General features: G+C 60.7%; 17 protein-coding genes. 12 read left to right on the top strand and 5 right to left on the bottom strand.

Features of this window, described 5'->3' with window-relative positions:
- Positions 1-11: 11 nt before the first annotated feature.
- The 7 genes from EM858_RS21940 to EM858_RS21910 all read left to right on the top strand — a co-directional run bounded on the left by EM858_RS21940 (position 12) and on the right by EM858_RS21910 (position 6,537).
- Positions 12-914, top strand: coding sequence for a branched-chain amino acid ABC transporter permease (locus EM858_RS21940; RefSeq protein ID WP_004430050.1), 903 nt, complete (start codon positions 12-14; stop codon positions 912-914).
- 4 nt (positions 915-918) lie between these two features.
- Positions 919-2,316 carry a high-affinity branched-chain amino acid ABC transporter permease LivM gene (gene livM, locus EM858_RS21935; protein ID WP_127757953.1) on the top strand — a complete coding sequence of 466 codons (1,398 nt, stop codon included), beginning with the start codon at positions 919-921 and terminating at the stop codon, positions 2,314-2,316.
- Entirely contained in the window at positions 2,316-3,194 is an 879-nt protein-coding gene (locus EM858_RS21930; protein WP_003522919.1) for an ABC transporter ATP-binding protein, read from the top strand. Before livM ends, EM858_RS21930 begins: the two co-directional genes overlap by 1 nt.
- The gene (locus tag EM858_RS21925) at positions 3,194-3,922 is read left to right on the top strand and encodes an ABC transporter ATP-binding protein (RefSeq protein ID WP_003522918.1); all 729 of its coding nucleotides are present in this window, start codon (positions 3,194-3,196) and stop codon (positions 3,920-3,922) included. The genes EM858_RS21930 and EM858_RS21925 overlap by 1 nt, the downstream gene beginning before the upstream one ends.
- Before the next feature lie 182 nt (positions 3,923-4,104).
- The gene (locus EM858_RS21920; protein WP_003522917.1) at positions 4,105-4,458 is read left to right on the top strand and encodes a DUF6867 family protein; all 354 of its coding nucleotides are present in this window, start codon (positions 4,105-4,107) and stop codon (positions 4,456-4,458) included.
- Between the two features lie 119 nt (positions 4,459-4,577).
- Positions 4,578-5,696 carry a branched-chain amino acid ABC transporter substrate-binding protein gene (locus EM858_RS21915; RefSeq protein ID WP_004430064.1) on the top strand — a complete coding sequence of 373 codons (1,119 nt, stop codon included), beginning with the start codon at positions 4,578-4,580 and terminating at the stop codon, positions 5,694-5,696.
- Between the two features lie 124 nt (positions 5,697-5,820).
- Entirely contained in the window at positions 5,821-6,537 is a 717-nt protein-coding gene (locus EM858_RS21910) for a polysaccharide deacetylase family protein (protein WP_127757952.1), read from the top strand.
- Between the two features lie 24 nt (positions 6,538-6,561).
- Here the strand turns inward: EM858_RS21910 and EM858_RS21905 are convergent, their stop codons facing one another.
- From EM858_RS21905 to EM858_RS21885, 5 genes are all read right to left on the bottom strand, one after another.
- On the bottom strand, positions 6,562-7,086 hold the full coding sequence (locus EM858_RS21905; protein ID WP_127757951.1) for an AAA family ATPase: 525 nt from the start codon (positions 7,084-7,086) through the stop codon (positions 6,562-6,564).
- A gap of 273 nt (positions 7,087-7,359) precedes the next feature.
- Positions 7,360-8,286 (bottom strand): response regulator, encoded by a 927-nt coding sequence (locus tag EM858_RS21900; RefSeq protein ID WP_127757950.1) that lies wholly within the window; start codon positions 8,284-8,286, stop codon positions 7,360-7,362.
- Positions 8,283-11,678: an ATP-binding protein gene (locus EM858_RS21895; protein ID WP_127757949.1), complete on the bottom strand. Its 3,396-nt coding sequence runs from the start codon at positions 11,676-11,678 to the stop codon at positions 8,283-8,285. The genes EM858_RS21900 and EM858_RS21895 overlap by 4 nt, the downstream gene beginning before the upstream one ends.
- 31 nt (positions 11,679-11,709) lie before the next feature.
- Positions 11,710-12,480: an SDR family oxidoreductase gene (locus EM858_RS21890; RefSeq protein WP_127757948.1), complete on the bottom strand. Its 771-nt coding sequence runs from the start codon at positions 12,478-12,480 to the stop codon at positions 11,710-11,712.
- A 223-nt stretch (positions 12,481-12,703) separates the two neighbouring features.
- A complete protein-coding gene (locus tag EM858_RS21885) occupies positions 12,704-13,738 on the bottom strand; it encodes a glutamine synthetase beta-grasp domain-containing protein (protein ID WP_035260390.1) in 1,035 nt (344 codons plus the stop codon).
- A 481-nt stretch (positions 13,739-14,219) separates the two neighbouring features.
- Here EM858_RS21885 and EM858_RS21880 point away from each other — a divergent pair, with 481 nt between their 5' ends.
- From EM858_RS21880 to urtD, 5 genes are all read left to right on the top strand, one after another.
- The gene (locus tag EM858_RS21880) at positions 14,220-14,426 is read left to right on the top strand and encodes a DUF2735 domain-containing protein (protein ID WP_065656767.1); all 207 of its coding nucleotides are present in this window, start codon (positions 14,220-14,222) and stop codon (positions 14,424-14,426) included.
- 342 nt (positions 14,427-14,768) lie between these two features.
- Positions 14,769-16,058, top strand: a complete 1,290-nt coding sequence (gene urtA / locus EM858_RS21875) for an urea ABC transporter substrate-binding protein (protein ID WP_035219970.1) — start codon at positions 14,769-14,771, stop codon at positions 16,056-16,058.
- 282 nt (positions 16,059-16,340) lie between these two features.
- Complete coding sequence (urtB, locus tag EM858_RS21870) at positions 16,341-17,954, top strand: urea ABC transporter permease subunit UrtB (protein WP_127757947.1); 1,614 nt, start codon at positions 16,341-16,343, stop codon at positions 17,952-17,954.
- Positions 17,951-19,126: an urea ABC transporter permease subunit UrtC gene (gene urtC / locus EM858_RS21865; protein ID WP_080815954.1), complete on the top strand. Its 1,176-nt coding sequence runs from the start codon at positions 17,951-17,953 to the stop codon at positions 19,124-19,126. Before urtB ends, urtC begins: the two co-directional genes overlap by 4 nt.
- 7 nt (positions 19,127-19,133) lie before the next feature.
- Entirely contained in the window at positions 19,134-19,895 is a 762-nt protein-coding gene (urtD, locus tag EM858_RS21860; protein ID WP_164865521.1) for an urea ABC transporter ATP-binding protein UrtD, read from the top strand.
- Positions 19,896-20,079 lie beyond the last annotated feature (184 nt).

Below are 20,079 nucleotides of genomic sequence, written 5' to 3'. Positions count from 1 at the left end.
GGGGGAAAGACATGGAGTATTTTATCCAGCAGCTCATCAACGGGCTGACTCTTGGATCGATCTACGGCCTCATCGCTATCGGTTATACGATGGTTTACGGCATCATCGGCATGATCAACTTCGCCCATGGCGATATTTTCATGCTCGGCGGCTTCGCCGCGCTGATCGTTTTCCTGATCGTGACATCCTTTGTCGCCGGCATTCCGGTGGCGCTTCTTCTGCTTCTGATGATGGTCGTCGCCATGCTGATGACCGGCCTGTGGAACTGGGTGATCGAACGCGTCGCCTATCGCCCGCTCAGAGGCTCCTTCCGTCTTGCGCCGCTGATCACGGCCATCGGCATGTCGATCGCGCTGTCCAACTTCATCCAGGTGACGCAGGGTCCGCGCAACAAACCGATCCCGTCGATGGTGACGGAAAGCTATCATTTTGGCGCCATTACCGTGTCGCTGAAGCAGCTCATCATCATGGTCGTCACCTCGGTGCTGCTCTTCGCCTTCTGGTATATCGTCAACAAGACCCCGCTCGGCCGGGCGCAGCGCGCCACCGAACAGGACCGCAAGATGGCGGCGCTGCTTGGCGTCGATGTCGACAAGACGATCTCCATCACCTTCATCATGGGTGCGGCGCTCGCCGCTGTCGCGGGCACCATGTATCTGATGTATTACGGCGTTGCCTCCTTCAGCGATGGCTTCATTCCCGGCGTCAAGGCGTTTACGGCGGCCGTTCTCGGCGGCATCGGCTCGCTTCCGGGCGCTGTTCTCGGCGGCCTGCTGATCGGCCTCATCGAATCGCTGTGGTCGGCCTATTTCTCCATCGCCTACAAGGATGTCGCGGCATTCGGCATCCTGGCTTTCGTGCTGATCTTCAAGCCGACCGGTATTCTCGGTCGTCCGGAAGTCGAGAAGGTGTGATCCCATGACCAATATCGCTTCCGACAACGCTGCTTCCAGCCCGAGCCTGATGGCGACGGCTGTGAAGGAGGGCCTGATCGCGGGCCTCATCTCGTTCGGCATGTTCATTCTTTATGTGGGCATCGTCACCTATCAGGATATCAACAACCAGCTGATCTGGGGCACCCGCTGGGAGCTTCTGGCGGTTTTCGTCGGCATTGCCGCTGTCGGCCGCTTTCTCGTTGTCGGCTTCATCAAGCCGTCGCTGGATCGTCGCAAGCTGGCCAAGGCCAAGAGCGGCGTGCTGGAGATTTCCGAGGAAAAGGGCTTTTTCCACAAGCACTTCCTGAAGCTGGCGCTGGTCCTGCTGCTGCTTTATCCCGTTATCGCCGTGCAATTGTTCGGCTTTCAGGGTTCGCTGAAATTCGTCGACAATTTCGGCATCCAGATCCTGATCTATGTGATGCTGGCCTGGGGCCTCAACATCGTCGTCGGGCTGGCCGGCCTGCTCGATCTCGGTTACGTGGCCTTCTACGCGGTCGGCGCCTATTCCTATGCGCTGCTCTCCAGCCATTTCGGCCTGTCTTTCTGGGTGCTCCTGCCGGTCGCCGGCATTCTCGCGGGCTTCTGGGGCATCATTCTCGGTTTCCCGGTGCTTCGTCTTCGCGGCGACTATCTGGCGATCGTGACGCTCGCCTTCGGTGAAATCATCCGCCTCGTGCTTTTGAACTGGACGGATGTGACCAAGGGCACCTTCGGCATTTCCGGCATCGCCAAGGCGTCCGTCTTCGGCATCTGGTCCTTCGATGTCGGCGCGTCGAACAATTTCGCCAAGGCCTTCGGCCTGTCGATGTCGTCGGCCTATTACAAGATCTTCCTGTTCTACGTGATCCTGCTGCTTTGCATGCTGACGGCCTATGTGACCATCCGCCTTCGCCGCATGCCGATCGGCCGCGCCTGGGAAGCGCTGCGCGAGGACGAGATCGCCTGCCGTTCGCTCGGCATCGATACCGTCATCACCAAGCTCACCGCCTTTGCCACGGGTGCGATGTTCGGCGGTTTTGCCGGTTCCTTCTTTGCCGCGCGTCAGGGTTTCGTTTCGCCGGAAAGCTTCGTCTTCCTCGAATCCGCCGTCATCCTCGCCATCGTCGTTCTCGGCGGCATGGGCTCGCTGACGGGTATCGCCATTGCGGCGCTGGTCATGGTGGGCGGCACCGAGCTTCTGCGCGAAATGGAGTTCCTGAAGCATGTCTTCGGGCCCGACTTCACGCCTGAACTTTACCGTATGCTGCTCTTCGGCCTTGCCATGGTCATCGTCATGCTGTTCAAGCCGCGCGGCTTCGTCGGCTCGCGTGAACCCACGGCCTTCCTTAAGGAACGCAAGGCCGTCTCCGGCAGCTTTACCAAGGAAGGTCACGGTTGATGGCTTCCGGAACGGCAACAATGACACCCAATACGACTGGCGATACGATCCTCAAGGTCGAACATCTCTCGATGCGCTTCGGCGGCCTGATGGCCATCAACGACTTCTCCTTCGAGGCGAAGCGCGGCGAAATCACGGCGTTGATCGGCCCCAACGGTGCGGGCAAGACCACGGTCTTCAACTGCATCACCGGCTTCTACAAGCCGACCATGGGCATGATCACCATGCGCCAGCAAAGCGGCGAGGCGCATCTTCTCGAGCGCCTGCCGGATTTCGAAATCACCAAGAAGGCCAAGGTGGCGCGCACCTTCCAGAACATCCGCCTGTTTTCGGGCCTCACCGTTCTGGAAAACCTGCTGGTGGCGCAGCACAATGCGCTGATGAAGGCTTCGGGTTACACGATCCTCGGTCTTCTCGGCCTGCCTGCTTACCGGCGGGCGGTGGATGCCTCCATCGAAAAGGCCAAATACTGGCTGGAAAAGGCCGATCTGATCGACCGCGCCGACGACCCGGCCGGCGACCTTCCCTATGGCGCGCAGCGCCGTCTGGAAATTGCCCGCGCCATGTGCACGGGGCCGGAGCTTTTGTGCCTCGACGAGCCGGCCGCCGGCCTCAACCCGAAGGAATCGCTGGCGCTCAACGCGCTCCTGCGCGGCATTCGCGACGAGGGCACGTCGCTGCTTCTCATCGAGCACGACATGTCCGTGGTGATGCAGATTTCCGACCATGTGGTGGTTCTGGAATATGGCCAGAAGATTTCCGACGGCACGCCGGACCATGTGAAGAACGACCCGAAGGTCATCGCCGCCTATCTGGGTGTCGAGGATGATGAAGTGGAAGACGTGATTGCGGAAGAACTCGACGGAGGAGCGGCCTGATGTCCGGTGAACCGCTTCTGAAAGTCCAGGGTGTCGAAACCTATTACGGCAATATCCGTGCTCTGGCCGGTGTCGATGTCGAGGTTAAAAAGGGTGAGATCGTCAGTCTGATCGGCGCCAACGGCGCCGGCAAGTCGACGCTGATGATGACCATCTGCGGCAGCCCGCAGGCGCGCGCCGGCCAGGTGATCTTCGACGGCGAGGACATCACCCATCTGCCCACCCATCTGATCGCGCGCAAGCGCATTGCCCAGTCGCCCGAAGGCCGCCGGATTTTCCCGCGCATGACGGTGCTGGAAAACCTGCAGATGGGCGCCAATCTCGATAACCTGAAATATTTCAAGGAAGACGTCGAGAAGATCTTCGTGATGTTCCCGCGCCTGAAGGAGCGCCAGAGCCAGCGCGGCGGCACGCTTTCCGGCGGCGAGCAGCAGATGCTCTCCATCGGCCGCGCGCTGATGGCACGGCCGAAGCTCCTGCTGCTGGACGAGCCGTCGCTCGGTCTCGCACCCTTGATCGTCAAGGGCATTTTCGAGGCGATCAAGAAACTCAACCAGGAAGAGGGGCTGACCGTCTTCCTCGTGGAGCAGAACGCCTTTGCCGCGCTCAAGCTTTCCGACCGCGCTTATGTGATGGTCAACGGCAAGGTGACGATGAGCGGTTCGGGCAGGGAACTGCTCGCCGATCCGCAGGTGCGCGCCGCCTATCTCGAAGGCGGACGGCACTGAAAGATTTTACTTGCGCCGGAAATTTTGCGGCGCAAGACTGCAAACGGTGGCCTGTCGTCCTTTCGGCCAAACCTTAAGGATCCATGGCGGGGTGCAAACAATAAAATGCCCGGCGGGAAAACGACGGGACGACAGACAAGGCAGGGTCAGGGCGTTTCAGCCCGGCACTGATGGGGAAAGAGATGCAGGGCCTTTTTTTCGAAACGGATAACGGCGTGCGGTATGTTCTGCGCGCGCTGGTTGTTCTTCTGGGTTTCTGGACGGCATGGCGCACGGGCAAGTCCGTGGCCGATGGCTGGGGCGGTTATACGCGGGTGGTTATCTATACGCTCGCTCTGGGTGTGGTGATGCGGTTTCTGCATCACGCGCTGTTCAACGGGCCGTTCATCAACGGCTTCTATTACGTGTTTGACGTCGTTCTTCTTCTGGTTTTTTCCAGCGTCGGTTTCCGCACGCGCCGGACGAGCCAGATGGTCAATAACTACTATTGGCTTTACGACCGGACATCGGCATTTTCCTACAAGAAGAAAGATTGACAGGCGGATTTTTCCGGCTGCACAATGCTCGTCAGAGTGGAACAGTTTCCTGTTCAGTGAAGGTGGGTACTGAACAGGTCCTTGCAATCAACCCATCCAAAGGAACTGGGAGTAAAGTAATGAAGAAGTCTCTTCTTTCCGCTGTTGCGCTGACCGCCATGGTCGCGTTTGGCGGTTCGGCCTGGGCCGATGTCGTGATCGCTGTCGGCGCACCGCTGACCGGCCCGAACGCTGCTTTCGGCGCTCAGATCCAGAAGGGTGCCGAACAGGCCGCGAAAGACATCAATGCCGCCGGCGGTATCAATGGCGAGCAGATCAAGATCGTGCTGGGCGACGACGTATCCGACCCCAAGCAGGGTATTTCGGTTGCCAACAAATTCGTCGCTGACGGCGTGAAATTCGTTGTCGGTCACTTCAACTCCGGCGTTTCCATTCCGGCTTCTGAAGTTTACGCCGAAAACGGCATTCTCGAAATCACACCCGCCGCAACCAACCCGGTCTTCACCGAGCGCGGCCTGTGGAACACGTTCCGTACCTGCGGCCGTGACGACCAGCAGGGCGGCATTGCCGGCAAGTACCTGGCCGATCATTTCAAGGACGCCAAGGTCGCCATCATTCACGACAAGACGCCTTACGGTCAGGGCCTTGCCGATGAAACCAAGAAGGCTGCCAATGCCGCTGGCGTGACGGAAGTCATGTATGAAGGCGTCAACGTCGGCGACAAGGACTTCTCCGCGCTGATCTCCAAGATGAAGGAAGCCGGCGTTTCCATCATCTACTGGGGCGGCCTGCACACCGAAGCCGGCCTCATCATCCGTCAGGCGGCTGACCAGGGCCTGAAGGCCAAGCTCGTTTCGGGCGACGGTATCGTCTCGAACGAACTTGCTTCCATCGCCGGCGATGCCGTCGAAGGCACGCTCAACACCTTCGGCCCCGATCCGACGCTGCGCCCGGAAAACAAGGAACTGGTAGAGAAGTTCAAGGCCGCCGGCTTCAACCCGGAAGCCTACACGCTCTACTCCTATGCCGCGATGCAGGCGATTGCCGGTGCGGCGAAGGCCGCCGGTTCCGTGGAGCCGGAAAAGGTTGCCGAGGCCCTGAAGTCCGGCACCTTCCCGACCGCGCTCGGCGACATCTCCTTCGACGAGAAGGGCGACCCGAAGCTTCCCGGCTACGTCATGTACGAATGGAAGAAGGGTCCGGACGGCAAGTTCACCTACATCCAGCAGGGCAGCTAAGCCCTTCTGCGACACCCTATCGAAGCCCGGCAGCGATGCCGGGCTTTTTGTTTGCGGTCTCGGCCACACTAGGGACAACAAGGCAGGAAACTAATCCTCTCGGGAACTGCAATGAGGGATGGCAATGACGACAAAGCGAGCCGTGTCGCTCTTCCTTGTTCTCGTCGTGCTGGCGACGGCGCTCGTCGGCCTGCATTTCTTCAGCAAATCCCGGACGACGCAATTATTCGGCGGCATCATCGCAAGGGTCGAAACAACAAGGCCGATGGTGGCGCTGACTTTCGACGACGGGCCGTCGGTGCGTTTCACCCCTGATGTCCTGGCGATCCTGAGGGAGCGCGGGGTAAAAGCGACTTTCTTTTTGACCGGTCAGGAGACCGAAGAAAATCTGCCGCAGGCGCGCATGATTGTCAGCGACGGGCATCAGATCGGCAACCATAGTTACACGCATTCCAACATGATGCTGATGGGGCCGGCGCGGATTGGGCAAGAGATCGAGCGCACCGATGCGGCCATTCGGGCTGCTGGTTATGAAGGCGAGATCATGTTCCGTCCGCCCTATGGCAAGAAGCTGCTCACCTTGCCCTGGTATCTTTCCCGGCATGACCGGAAAACCATCATGTGGGATGTCGAGCCGGAATCCTTTCCCGATGTCGCCGAGGATGCAGGCGCCTTCGCCAGACACGTCATCGAGCGGACCGGAAACGGCTCCGTAATCATCATGCACGTCATGTATCGAAGCCGCGAGATATCCAGGCAGGCTTTGCCCTTGATCATCGACGGTCTGCGTCAACGCGGGTTTGAGTTTGTCACCGTCTCGCAATTGCTCGAAAATCGCTGAAGCCCATTCTCTTGCCAGAGCGGTTCAGTCGATCCGGGTCAGAATAAAGTCCGCACGTTCCCCTATGCCGGATTTCGGAAGCACGGAAATATCGTAGCCAAGCTCGTCATAATCGCGGAGCAAGCGCTCATATTCCTCGACCGCCGCATCGAAGCCATGCTTGCGCTCGCTGTCGCCCCTGTAGATTTCCGGCCATGGCGGGGTGAGGAAGACCAGACGGTTATAGCGGTGTGCAGCCCTCAGCGTCTCGATGAAGGCATCGCCATTTATATGACGAAGCGCCGAGGCGGCGTCGATCAGACCGCGATCGAAGAAGACCGGGCCTTCCGGCGGGGCCTTTTGCCGGTCTTCGAGCGCCATGGCGATGGCGCGGCGGGCGAAGGCTTCGATGTCGATCCACGGCAGGGCCGTGCCGCCATTGCGGGTTTCTTCAATGACGATGCGGCGGCCGGGCTCTTCCACGGTGGCGAAACCGCGCCGGGCAAGTTCGGCAAGAAGCGTGGATTTTCCGCCGCCGGAGCAGCCGGAAAGGATGATGAAACGGTCCATGGGAACGTCCTCCTTGTTGGGATGCGAGACATGTTTGGGGGAATGGGTTGCGGCGTTGCCGCCTGTTTCTTCTCCCCACCAGTGAGAAGGTGGCCCGAAGGGTCGGATGAGGGGGAAACGTTGCCGGATTTCGGAGAGCTTGCCCCCTCATCCCGCTGCCGCGGACTTCTCCCCGGCGGGGAGAAGAAACAAGCGCCGGACGCTCGCCCAATAAGCGGACGTCGTGAACTCAAGCGGAATATGTCGGACAACCTACCATAATAATGGCTGTCGTCACCCCTGATGCAATATATGTGCTGCTTTCACGGCCGCGGATGCCCGGTTTTCCACCCCGAGCTTCACATAGATCTGCTCCAGATGCTTGTTCACGGTTCTCGCGGAAAGGCCGAGAATGTCGCCGATATCGCGGTTGGACTTGCCCCTGGCGATCCACAGCAGCACTTCCGATTCCCGCGCTGTGAGGGAAAAATGTTCGCGCAGCAGGTGGTCGCCGGATTTCTCATTGGCGGCGGTGAGGCGGAAGAGGAATTCATCCGGCCCCATGGCGCCGAGGAAGGACAGTTGCAGGGCGGGCCGCCCGGCCTCGGTGATCGTCAGCGGCACGTCGCGGCCGGTTTCCGCCGCCGCCCGTTCTGCGAGCCAGCGGCCGATATGGCTGGTGACGATTTCCATGCCGTCGTCCCGACCGGTGGCGGCGTTGACGAGCCGCGTCGCCTGCGGCGTCGACCAGTGGATGGCGCCATTGGCGCGCACGGCGAGCAGGTGGCGGCCGGCGGCGTCGAGCGCGACCCGAGCGCTTTGCGCCGAGCGAGCATTGGAGAGATGCACGCGGATGCGGGCGCGCAGCTCGTCTATATTGATCGGCTTGGTCAGATAATCGACGCCGCCGGATTCGAGCGCCCGCACCACATGTTCGGTCTCGGTCAGCCCGGTCATGAAGATGACGGGCACCTGCGCCACCGCAGCATTGGCCTTCAGGCGGCGGCAGGTCTCGAAACCGTCCATGGCCGGCATGACGGCGTCGAGCAGGATGATATCGGGCGTGATGCGTTCGGCAATGTTGAGCGCGGCCTGTCCCGAGGTGGCGATGAGGGCGGAAAAGCCTGACTGTTCCAGCGCATCGGTGAGGAACCCGAGCGCTTCCGGGCTGTCATCCACCAGCAATACGATGTCTCTCGGGGCCGCCGCCTGACCGCTCATGCCTTGCCGTCTCCCGTGTCTCTATCCGCAAACCGTTTGAGAAAATGCGCGTAACCGGCCAGATCGAAGGCCTGCACATAGGTGCCGAGCTCCTGCGTGAAGGGCAGGTTTTCCGTGTTGCGGGCAAGATCGGCAAGTTTCGCCTCGATGCCGCGTATGTAGCCTATTTCGCCGAGCCGCTGCAAATCCTGAATGTGAATTGCGCCGGGATGGACGATCTGCGCCACCGGCGGCGGCGATGGCGGGGGCGGCATATCCGCCTCGTAAATCCATTTCAGGCCGAGATGCACGGCAAGCCTGTCGCAAAGCTGGCGGATATCGACAGGCTTGGCGATGGCGTCATTGTGGTTGTCTTCTCCAGCACCCGCCACTGTCCCGTCGCCGATATTGGCCGAGAGCATGATGAGCGGGGCGGTCTGGCCGGCTTCACGCAGTTTCGTCACAAGCTGCCAGCCGGTCATGCTGGGCATGGAAATATCGATGAGGAAAAGATCGGGCTTCACGCCTTCGATGAGCGTCAGGCATTCCGGTCCGCTTTGCGCCGTCAGCACCACGAAATCGAGTGGCGAAAGCACCTGCCGCATCAGCTCGCGATGATCCTCATTGTCATCGACCACGACGATGGTGCGGCGCGGCCCGGAATAGGAGCGGATGGTCTTTTCCGCCGCCAGCGCCGTGCTTGGCCGGTGCACGGCTGACAGCATCAGGCGGACGCGGAAGGTGGAGCCTTCATCCTTTTCGCTCGAAACGGAAATCTCGCCGCCGAGTGTGTTGGTCAGGAGCCGTGTGATGGTGAGGCCAAGGCCGAGCCCCGGCATTGGCCGCACGCTCTCTGCCTCGCCGCGCTGGAAGGGTTCGTAGATGCGGGCGAGGTCCTTCTGTGCGATGCCGCGGCCGGTATCGGACACCGTGAAGCTTGCCACCTGGCTGCGATAACCGACATCGAAGGTGACTGCGCCCTCATCGGTGAATTTGATGGCGTTGGAGATGAGGTTGACGAGGATCTGGCGCAGCCGCTTTTCATCGGTGCGGACATATTGCGGCAGGGCCCGCGACCGGTCATGGCGGAATTCCAGCCCCTTGGCCTGCGCCTGCGGGCGGAACATGTCGACGATCTGGTCGAGGAAATCCTGGATATTGATCTCGTTGGAATAGACCTGCAGGCGTCCGGCCTCGATCTTGGAAATATCCAGAAGCCCGTCGATCAGTCCTGACAGGTGATCGGCCGAGCGGCGGATGACCTTGATCGCCGATTGCCGGGGAGGGGGAATGGTATCGTCGCGTTCGAGAATCTGGGCATAGCCTAGAACGGCATTGAGCGGTGTGCGCAATTCGTGGCTGAGGCCGACGACATAACGGCTTTTGGCGCGGTTGGCGGCCTCGGCCGTTTCCTTGGCGTCCTGAAGGGCGGCATCGGTCTTCTTGTGGGCGGCGATTTCCTTGAGCAGCAGCGTGTTCTGGCGGGAGGATTCCTCTTCCGCCACCACACGGCTGTCATGGGCAAGCACGAGGAACCAGCAGACAATGCCGGCAATGACGGCGAAGACGAAAAACACGATGAGGATTGTGCGGTTCACCACATCGGCCGTTTCCGGCGAGGCGGTGCCGACCTGATGGGCGATCATCGCCAATATGCCGCCGATGGCGGTGACGGCAATCGCCGCCGCCATGCCGTAACGGCCGAGCCGGGTGGCGAGTTTGGCCACCAGCTGATCCGGCAGGAAGGATTTTGCGACGGTGGCGACCTGATAATTCAGCTTCGCCTTCGGCTTGCACATGTCGTGGCAGCGGCTGTCCAGCGAGCAGCAGAGCGAACAGATCGGCGCGGCATAGGCGGGACACCACGCCATATCCTCCGGTTCGAACGGGTGTTCGCAGATGGAGCAGGTGATGCTGCTTTCTTCACGCCACTTCTGGCGCGGTTTGCGGGCGAGGTAGAATTTGCCCTTCGTGCCCCAGGCGATGAGCGGTGAGGCGATGAAAGCGACGATGAGTGTCAGATAGGGTGCGAGCGACGCCGCGAGCGGGCCGAAGGCGCCGAAATGCGCCATCAGCGCAATGGTGGCGGAAAGCGCCATGGAGCCGACGCCGACGGGATTGATATCGTAAAGATGGGCGCGCTTGAATTCGATGCCTGGCGGGGCAAGGCCAAGCGGCTTGTTGATGAAGAGATCGGCGGAAATGGTGCAGAGCCACGCCATGGCTATGATGGAGAAGATGCCGAGCGTTTCTTCCAGCAGCCGGTAGATGCCGAGTTCCATCAGAAGCAGCGCGATCGCCACATTGAAGACCAGCCAGACGACGCGGCCGGGATGACTGTGGGTGAGGCGAGAGAAGAAATTGGACCATGCGAGCGAACCCGCATAGGCATTCATGACGTTGATCTTCAGCTGCGAGACGACGACGAAGGCGACCATCAAAAGCATGGCCGCCGTCTGGTTCGGGATCATGTAACCGAAGGCGGTGAGATACATCTGCGCCGGATCGGCGGCGCGGTCCACCGAAACGCCGGAGCTGAAGGTCAGCACCACGAGGAAGGAGCCGGCCAGCAGCTTCGGCACGCCGACGACCACCCAGCCGGCGCCGGCCAGAAAGACGGCGATGCGGTGGCGCAGGCGGCTTTGCCCCTCGGCCGGCAGGAAGCGCAGGAAATCCACCTGTTCGCCAATCTGCGACATCAGCGCCAGAATGACGGCCGAGGCCGCGCCGAATTCCACCAGATTGAAATCCGCCACTGTGCCCGGCGGGCCGGAGGCGTGGTGGATGCCGGCAAAGGCCCGCCACAGATCGTATTTCTCCCAGTCCATCAGGGCGATGAAGACGAAGGGCAGGATGTTGAGGACGATCCAAAAGGGCTGGGTGACGATCTGGAAACGGCTGATGAGGCGCACGCCATGGGTGACGAGCGGAATGACCATGACGGCCGAGATGATGTAACCGATCCACAAGGGTATGCCGAGCGCCAGTTCCAGCGCGCCGGACATGATCGACGCCTCGATGGCGAAGAGCATGAAGGTGAAGGCGGCATAGATCAGCGAGGTGATGGTGGAGCCGATATAACCGAAGCTCGCGCCGCGCGTCAGAAGATCGATATCGACACCGTGGCGGATGGCATAACGGCTGATCGGCAGGCCGACGGCGAGCATGGCGATGGCGGCGACGAGGATGGCGTAAAAGGCATTGGTGGTGCCGTAGGAGAGCGTGATCGCCCCGCCGATGGCCTCAAGGGCGAGGAACGATATTGCGCCGATGGCGGTGTGGGAAATGCGGTTGGAGGAAAATTGCCGGGCGCTTTTGGCGGTAAAACGCAGCGCATAATCTTCCAGCGTCTGGTTGGCGACCCAGCGGTTATATTCGCGCCTGACGGGGATGATGCGTTGCCGTGCGGCCATGCCTATCGCGTGCCTTTCCGCAAATGCCCTCTCACAGCCGCACCGACATGCCGCCATCCACCGTCAGCACATGGCCGTTGACGAAGGAGGCCGCGTCGCTGGCCAGAAACAGCGCCGCACCGGCAATCTCGTCCGGCCGGCCCCAGCGCTCCAGCGGCACGCGCAGCTTGGCGAAAGCCACCATGTCAGGATTTTCGGCAAGGGCGGCATTGGTTTCTGTCGCGAACATGCCGGGCGCGATGGCGTTGCTGGTGATGCCGCGTGCGCCATATTCCACGGCGATGGCCCGCATCAGGCCCGTCAGCCCCTGTTTGGCGACGGGATAGATCGCATCGCCCGGCCGCACGATGTGGCCAAGAATGGAGGTGATGGTGATGATGCGGCCATAGGTCTTTGCCGCCATGGCTTCCGCCGCATCCCGCGACAGGGAAATGGAGGAGGTGAGGTCGGTGCGGATCAATTCCAGCACGTCCTCATCGCTGAACTCGGACAGCGGGCGGCGGTCGCGCGCGCCGACATTGTTGACGAGAATATCGAGGTGGCCGAGTTCGCTCATGATGCGGTGGACGAGCGCCGCCCCGGCTTTGGTATCGGCAATATCAAAGGCGGCATAATCCGCCTTTCCACCCGCTTCGCGCAACGTGTCGACCGCCTGTTGCAACGTCTCGGCATTGCGGCCGGTCAGCCAGACATGGGTGCCAGCTTCGGCAAAGGCCTTGGCGATTTCAAAACCGAGACCGCGGCCGCTGCCGGTGATAATGGCGATGCGGTTTTCGAGAGAGAATTTGTCGAGAATGCCCATCGTTCACCTTTCTGCTCGAAAGCACATGGCCTGCTTTGAGGCACCGGGGCGAACCCTGTCCGGGTCAAGGAAGTGACGATGCCATCGCTCAAAACCACGCAGATGCCTGCGCCGGGATGACTATGCCGCATGTGGCGACGGGCGAAAGGTCACCTGTCCGCCTGGCGGTTCTGTGGACAGAAAAATGGCGTCGCCCTGTTCGGGCGACGCCATCAGTTCGATATCAGGCAGCAGCCGACTTTGCGAGCGGCACTTCTGCGATCGTCTTCAGAACGACGGAAGCGATCTGGTAAGGGCAGCCCTGCGAGTTCGGACGACGGTCTTCAAGGTAACCCTTGTAACCGTTGTTGACGAAGGAATGCGGAACGCGGATCGACGCGCCACGGTCTGCCACGCCGTAGGAGAACTTGTTCCACGGAGCGGTTTCGTGCTTGCCGGTCAGGCGCAGGTGGTTGTCCGGACCGTAAACGTCGATGTGCTCTTTCCAGTTCTTGGCGAAAGCGGCCATGAGGGCTTCGAAATACTCCTTGCCGCCAACTTCGCGCATGAACTTGGTGGAGAAGTTGCAGTGCATGCCCGAACCGTTCCAGTCGGTGTCGCCGAGCGGCTTGCAATGGAATTCGACGTCGATGCCGTATTGTTCGCAAAGACGAAGGAGCAGGTAACGGGCGATCCAGATCTGGTCGGCGGCGCGCTTGGAGCCCTTGCCGAATACCTGGAATTCCCACTGGCCCTTGGCCACTTCGGCGTTGATGCCTTCGTGGTTGATGCCGGCTTCGAGGCAGAGGTCGAGGTGCTCTTCAACGATTTCGCGGGCAACCGAACCGACATTCTTGAAGCCGACGCCGGTGTAATAAGGACCCTGCGGAGCCGGGTAACCCTGTTCCGGGAAGCCAAGCGGGCGGCCGTCCTGGTAGAAGAAATATTCCTGCTCGAAGCCAAACCATGCGTCTTCGTCGTCGAGGATGGTTGCGCGGCTGTTCGAAGCATGCGGGGTGACGCCATCGGGCATCATGACTTCGCACATGACGAGCGCACCGTTGGAGCGGGCCGGGTCGGGATAGATCGCGACGGGCTTCAGCACGCAATCCGACGAGTGGCCTTCGGCCTGCTGCGTGGACGAGCCATCAAAGCCCCAAAGCGGCAGCTGCTCGAGTGTGGGGAATTCGTCGAATTCCTTGATCTGGGTCTTGCCGCGCAGGTTGGGGACCGGCTTGTATCCGTCCAGCCAGATGTACTCGAGTTTGAACTTAGTCATTACGAACCTCTCATAGGTAACAATGCGAAGCCTTGAGGCCTCCCGTGGCTTTGGCCACCGAAGCACATTCGCGTTCAAGGGCTGACCCCTTAGATGCATGCCGCGTGCCAGATTGGCGATATCAGGCAATTTTTTCGAAAAATCTTTCAGGCCCCCTGTTGCGCAGGAGCCTGGATATCGCGCGGGCATGGTTCTGCTGCACTGCGGAAGGCAAATTTACCCCTCATGTTTCACCATTGAATCCTGATAGATAGCCGGCATCTCCCGGCGGAATGCCCTGCTGCGGCGCAATGATTTCGGTTGCGCGCGAGGGATTGGCATTTGCCCCAAAAACCGGCGCTTTCGGAATGGTTTTTCTTGTAGATGAGACGATTAATGCCTATATTTTTCGCAGGGTGATTTTTTTTTAATCAAACGGAGCGAATCCGGGCTTTACGGGTTTGCTCCTGATACCAAAGTGCTTCGATGCAAACAGAGTGAGATGACCGAAATGGCGACTGGCTTTCATCGTGAGACGGCAACGATCTATCAATTCCCGATTGGCGGGCGCGCGGGCGTGTCCAAATTCCGCAACAGCGGGCTGAGTGACCTCGAGCGCGAGGCGCGCGAGCCGCATGTGGATTTCGGCTCGTGGTACCACGACGAGGCGATCCGCGACGAAGAGCGGAACGACAAGCCGCATTCCTGATGTGAGACCGTGCCGCGCATTTCTTCTCCCCCCCGGGGAGAAGGTGGCCCGAAGGGTCGGATGAGGGGGCAACTCCTCCGTATATCTCGACGCTCGCCCCCTCATCCCGCTGCCGCGGACTTCTCCCCCTCGGGGAGAAGAAACAAGTTGGAGCCTACTGCTTCACATATGAGCGCCTTGGCGGTTTAGCTCTATTCAACCTCCCATGCATCTTTCGCCACCCCGCCTACGTCAATTGACGTATACGGTTTCGCGTCTGCGAGATCGATAGTCCCTCCCAGCAGCGGCCGCAGATGCCGCTGAGCCTCCACGAGAGGCCAAACAAGGAGAGGGGTTCTTCCGATGATATTCCGCAAGACGCTTAGTGCCGCGCTGCTTGGCGCGATCCTGTCCACCACCGCCTTCCATGGCGCTTTTGCCGCTGACGACACCATCAAGGTCGGCGTGCTGCATTCGCTGTCCGGCACCATGGCGATTTCAGAGACGACGCTGAAGGACGCCATGCTGATGCTCATCGACGAGCAGAACAAGAAGGGCGGCGTGCTCGGCAAGAAGCTCGAAGCCGTGGTGGTCGATCCGGCTTCCGACTGGCCGCTCTTTGCTGAAAAGGCCCGCCAGCTGATTTCGCAGGACAAGGTCGCCGCCGTTTTCGGCTGCTGGACGTCTTCCTCCCGCAAATCCGTTCTGCCGGTCTTCGAGGAACTGAATTCGATCCTCTTCTACCCGGTTCAGTACGAGGGTGAAGAGTCCTCGCGCAACATCTTCTATACGGGTGCGGCGCCGAACCAGCAGGCCATTCCGGCCGTTGATTATCTCGCCAATACCGAAGGCGTCGAGCGCTGGGTTCTGGCCGGTACGGACTATGTCTATCCGCAGACCACAAATAAGATCCTGAAGGCCTACCTGATGTCGAAGGGCGTCAAGGAAGAGGACATCATGATCAACTACACGCCGTTCGGTCATTCCGACTGGCAGACGATCGTGTCCGACATCAAGAAATTCGGCTCGGCCGGCAAGAAGACCGCAGTTGTCTCCACCATCAACGGCGACGCCAACGTGCCTTTCTACAAGGAACTGGCGAACCAGGGCATCAAGGCTGAAGACATTCCCGTCGTCGCCTTCTCGGTCGGTGAAGAAGAGCTTGCCGGTCTCGATACCGCACCGCTGGTCGGCCACCTTGCCGCCTGGAACTATTTCCAGTCCGTCGATGCGCCGGTCAATGCCGAATTCATCAAGACCTGGCATGCCTTTACCAAGAACGACAAGCGCGTGACCAACGACCCGATGGAAGCCGCCTATATCGGCTTCAACGCCTGGGTAAAGGCCGTCGAATCCGCCGGCACGACCGATACGGACAAGGTTCTCGACTCGATTATCGGCGTTTCCGTGCCGAACCTTTCGGGCGGTTACTCCACTGTCATGCCGAACCACCACATCACCAAGCCGGTGCTGATCGGCGAAATTCAGGCGGATGGGCAGTTTGAGATCGTGCAGCAGACACCGCAGGTGGTGGGGGATGAATGGTCGGATTATCTGCCGGATTCGAAGGATCTGATCTCGGACTGGAGGAAGCCGATGTCTTGCGGCAACTTCAATGTGGCCAGTGGGAAGTGCGGCGGCAAGGGTAGCTGATTAGCGGGGTGGGTGCCGCCCCCTTGCTGGGGGGCGGGCCTATTTGAAAACTCAGCAAGAATTACCCCCCTCTGCCCTGCCGGGCATCTCCCCCTCAAGGGGGGAGATCGGCAAGATGCTTTCTCGCCACTTCATTCTCAAACATCGAGATGGGCGAGACCTCGCCACAGGTCGATCTCCCCCCTTGAGGGGGAGATGCCCGGCAGGGCAGAGGGGGGTGAAGCCGCATACTCAAGTCGCGCAACACAAACGCCCCGTCGCAAACCGCCCAAGGAACCCGACATGACGATCCGATCTTTTCTCGGAGCCATCTTCCTCTGGCTCACCCTGGGGATCGCGGCCCAATCCTTCGCGCAAAGCGAGCCGAAGGCGCTGATCGACGCCCTCGGCACGGCGGATTTCAAGCAGGCCGAAGTGCTGATCGGGCAGGTTGCCGCCACGGGCGATGCGCGTGTCGTGCCGGCGCTCGAAGCTTTTGCGGCAGGCGACCTTTACGTGCGCAAGGCCGACAATCTGGTTTTCATGACGAAACCGGCAGGTTCCAATCTTACGCTGATCGATCCGCTGACGGGCGAAAGTGCGGGTGAAGCGCCGAAGGCGGCTGTCAGCAAGATCAAGGTCAACAACAATCTGCGCCGCGTCATCCGCGCCGCACTCGGCGGGCTGACCCTGCTCAGCCCGGAAAAATCCGTGCGGCTTTCCGCCGCCGACGCCGTTCTGAAAGCGCCAAGCGCTGAAAATCTCGAATTGCTGGAAGCGGCCATCGCCAGGGAGACCGATACTGAGGTGCGGACCCGGATGGAGGAGGCGCGGGCTGTCTCGCTGCTCTCCTCCGAACGGTCGCTGGAAGAGAAGAGGCACGCAATCGCCACCATCAAGAGCCTTGGCGGGCGCGATGCCATCGGCATTCTGATGGCGGCCTCATCGTCGGTGGATCAGAGCCTGAAGCCGGATATCGACAGCGCCATATCGAGCATCGAAAGCTCCCTTGCCTTCTGGGACTATGCGCAGAATGTCTGGTACGGCCTGTCGCTCGGTTCCGTGCTGCTGCTCGCCGCCATCGGCCTTGCCATCACCTTCGGCGTGATGGGCATCATCAATATGGCGCATGGCGAGATGGTGATGATCGGGGCCTATTCCACCTTCATGGTGCAGGAGGTGATCCGCACGCATTTCCCCGGCCTGTTCGACTGGTCGCTCGCCATCGCCCTGCCCGCCGCCTTTCTGGTGACGGCCTTTGTCGGCCTCGTGATGGAGCGCGGCGTCATCCGTTTCCTCTATGGGCGGCCGCTCGAAACGCTGCTTGCCACCTGGGGCATCTCGCTCATCCTGCAACAGGGCGTGCGCTCCATCTTCGGCCCCACCAATCGTGAGGTCGGCAGCCCGAGCTGGATGTCCGGCTCCTTCAGCGTCGGTTATCTCAATTTCACCTGGAACCGGGTGTGGATCGTCTGCTTCTCGCTTTCAGTCTTCTTCGCGCTGTTGGTTCTCCTGAAACGCTCCGCCTTCGGCCTGCAGATGCGCGCCGTGACGCAGAACCGCCGCATGGCCTCCTCCATGGGCATTCGCACCCCTTGGGTGGATGCCTTCACCTTCGCGCTCGGTTCGGGCGTTGCCGGTCTTGCCGGCGTGGCGCTGTCGCAGATCGACAATGTCTCGCCCAATCTCGGCCAGAGCTACATCATCGACAGTTTCATGGTGGTGGTGTTCGGCGGTGTCGGCAATCTCTGGGGAACTTTGGTCGGCGCCCTGTCGCTCGGCGTGCTCAACAAGTTCCTCGAGCCGACGGTGGGCGCCGTGCTCGGCAAGATCCTCGTGCTCGTTCTCATCATCCTGTTCATCCAGAAGCGGCCGCGCGGTCTCTTCGCACTCAAGGGAAGGGCGATCGAAGCATGATTACCGGCTTCCTCCTGCGCGCGCTCGATCGCCGCATTTCCATCGCCATCGGCATCATTCTGGCCATCGCCGTGCTGGTGCCGGCCTCCAACCTGCTTTTGCCGGCCGACAGCGCGTTTCGCATCCCGACCTACATCATGTCGATGCTCGGCAAATATCTGGCCTATGCGCTCTTGGCGCTGGCGCTTGATCTGGTCTGGGGTTATTGCGGCATTCTCTCCCTCGGCCACGCCGCCTTCTTCGCGCTCGGCGGTTATGCCATGGGCATGTATCTGATGCGGCAGATCGGCACGCGCGGGGTTTATGGCCATCCGGTGCTGCCTGACTTCATGGTGTTCCTCAACTGGAAGGAACTGCCGTGGTTCTGGCAGGGCTTCGACATGTTCTGGTTTGCGGCGCTGATGGTGCTTGTCGTGCCGGGGCTGCTGGCCTTCGTGTTCGGCTGGTTCGCCTTCCGCTCGCGCGTCAACGGCGTTTATCTCTCGATCATCACCCAGGCCATGACCTACGCCCTGCTGCTTGCCTTCTTCCGCAACGACATGGGTTTCGGCGGCAATAACGGCCTCACCGATTTCAAGGATATTCTCGGCTTTTCCGTGCAGGCCGATGGCACGCGGGCCGTGCTGTTCGCCATGACGGCGGTGATGCTGGCGATCTCGCTGCTGATCGCATCCGGCATCGTCAATTCCAAATTCGGCAAGGTGCTGGTGGGCGTGCGTGATGCCGAAAGCCGGGTGCGCTTCCTCGGTTTCCGGGTGGAAAATATCAAGCTTTTCACCTTCGTCGTGTCGGCCATGATGGCGGGCATTGCCGGTGCGCTGTTCGTGCCGCAGGTGGGCATCATCAATCCCGGCGAATTTTCGCCCGCCAACTCCATCGAAGTGGTGGTGTGGACGGCGGTGGGCGGGCGCGGCACGCTGATCGGGCCGATCATCGGCGCGCTGCTCGTCAATGGCGGGAAAAGCTATTTCACTGGCGCTTTCCCGGAATTCTGGCTGTTTGCGCTGGGCGGGCTCTTCATCGCGGTGACGCTGTTCTTCCCCAAGGGCATCGTCGGCACCCTGCAACACTATCTGGCCCGGCGGCGCGAAAAGCGGGTCGCGCTTGCGGCAGGCGACGCCCAGCCGGGTAATGACAGCGGCTCGACAGTGGCGCAACAGGCGGCGGAGTGAGGCGGATATGAACACGATTTCCGAAAACAGAACGAAAAGCCTGCTTTATCTCGACGGCGTCTCGGTGTCCTTCGATGGTTTTAAGGCGCTCAATTCCCTCTCCTTCGTGGTGGAACCGGGGGAACTGCGCGCCATCATCGGCCCGAACGGTGCGGGCAAAACGACGATGATGGACATCATCACCGGCAAGACAAGGCCGGATACGGGCACGGTGCTGTTCGAAGACAGTATCGACCTCACCAAAAAGGACGAGGCGGATATCGCCCAGCTCGGCATCGGCCGGAAGTTCCAGAAACCGACGGTGTTTGAGAGCCATACCGTCTGGGACAATCTGGAACTGGCGCTGAACCGCAAGCGCGGCGTTTTCGCGACGCTGTTTTACCGGCTGACGGAGGAAGACAAGGCCCGCATCGAGGAAATCCTCGCCACCGTGCGCCTTAGCCACCGCCGTGGCGATCTCGCCGCCAACCTGTCGCACGGCCAGAAACAATGGCTGGAAATCGGCATGCTGCTCGCACAGGAACCGAAACTGCTTTTGGTGGACGAGCCGGTGGCGGGCATGACGGATGCGGAAACGGCGGAAACCGCCGTGTTGCTGAAGGAAATCGCCAAGACCCGTTCGGTGGTGGTGGTGGAGCACGACATGGGTTTCATCCGCGAGCTGGGCGTGAAGGTGACGTGCCTTGCCGAAGGTTCGGTGCTGGCGGAGGGGTCGATTGATTTTGTGTCGAACGATCCGAAGGTGATCGAGAATTATCTGGGGCGGTGATGGAAGCGTCTGCGTTCGCCATACCCCCCTCTGCCCTGCCGGGCATCTCCCCCTCAAGGGGGGAGATCAGATGCCACAACCGCCCGTTCCCTCGCCTACTGGTCATGGGGCAGAGTTTTCGCCGCTTGCCGATCTCCCCCCTTGAGGGGGAGATGCCCGGCAGGGCAGAGGGGGGTAACGCCTC

Origin of the sequence: Agrobacterium sp. CNPSo 2736, from assembly GCF_004005385.1 — a bacterium.
Taxonomy (GTDB): Bacteria; Pseudomonadota; Alphaproteobacteria; order Rhizobiales; family Rhizobiaceae; genus Agrobacterium; species Agrobacterium leguminum.
Note: the sequence above shows the minus strand (reverse complement) of the source record. Positions and strands in the feature narration are given on the sequence as shown.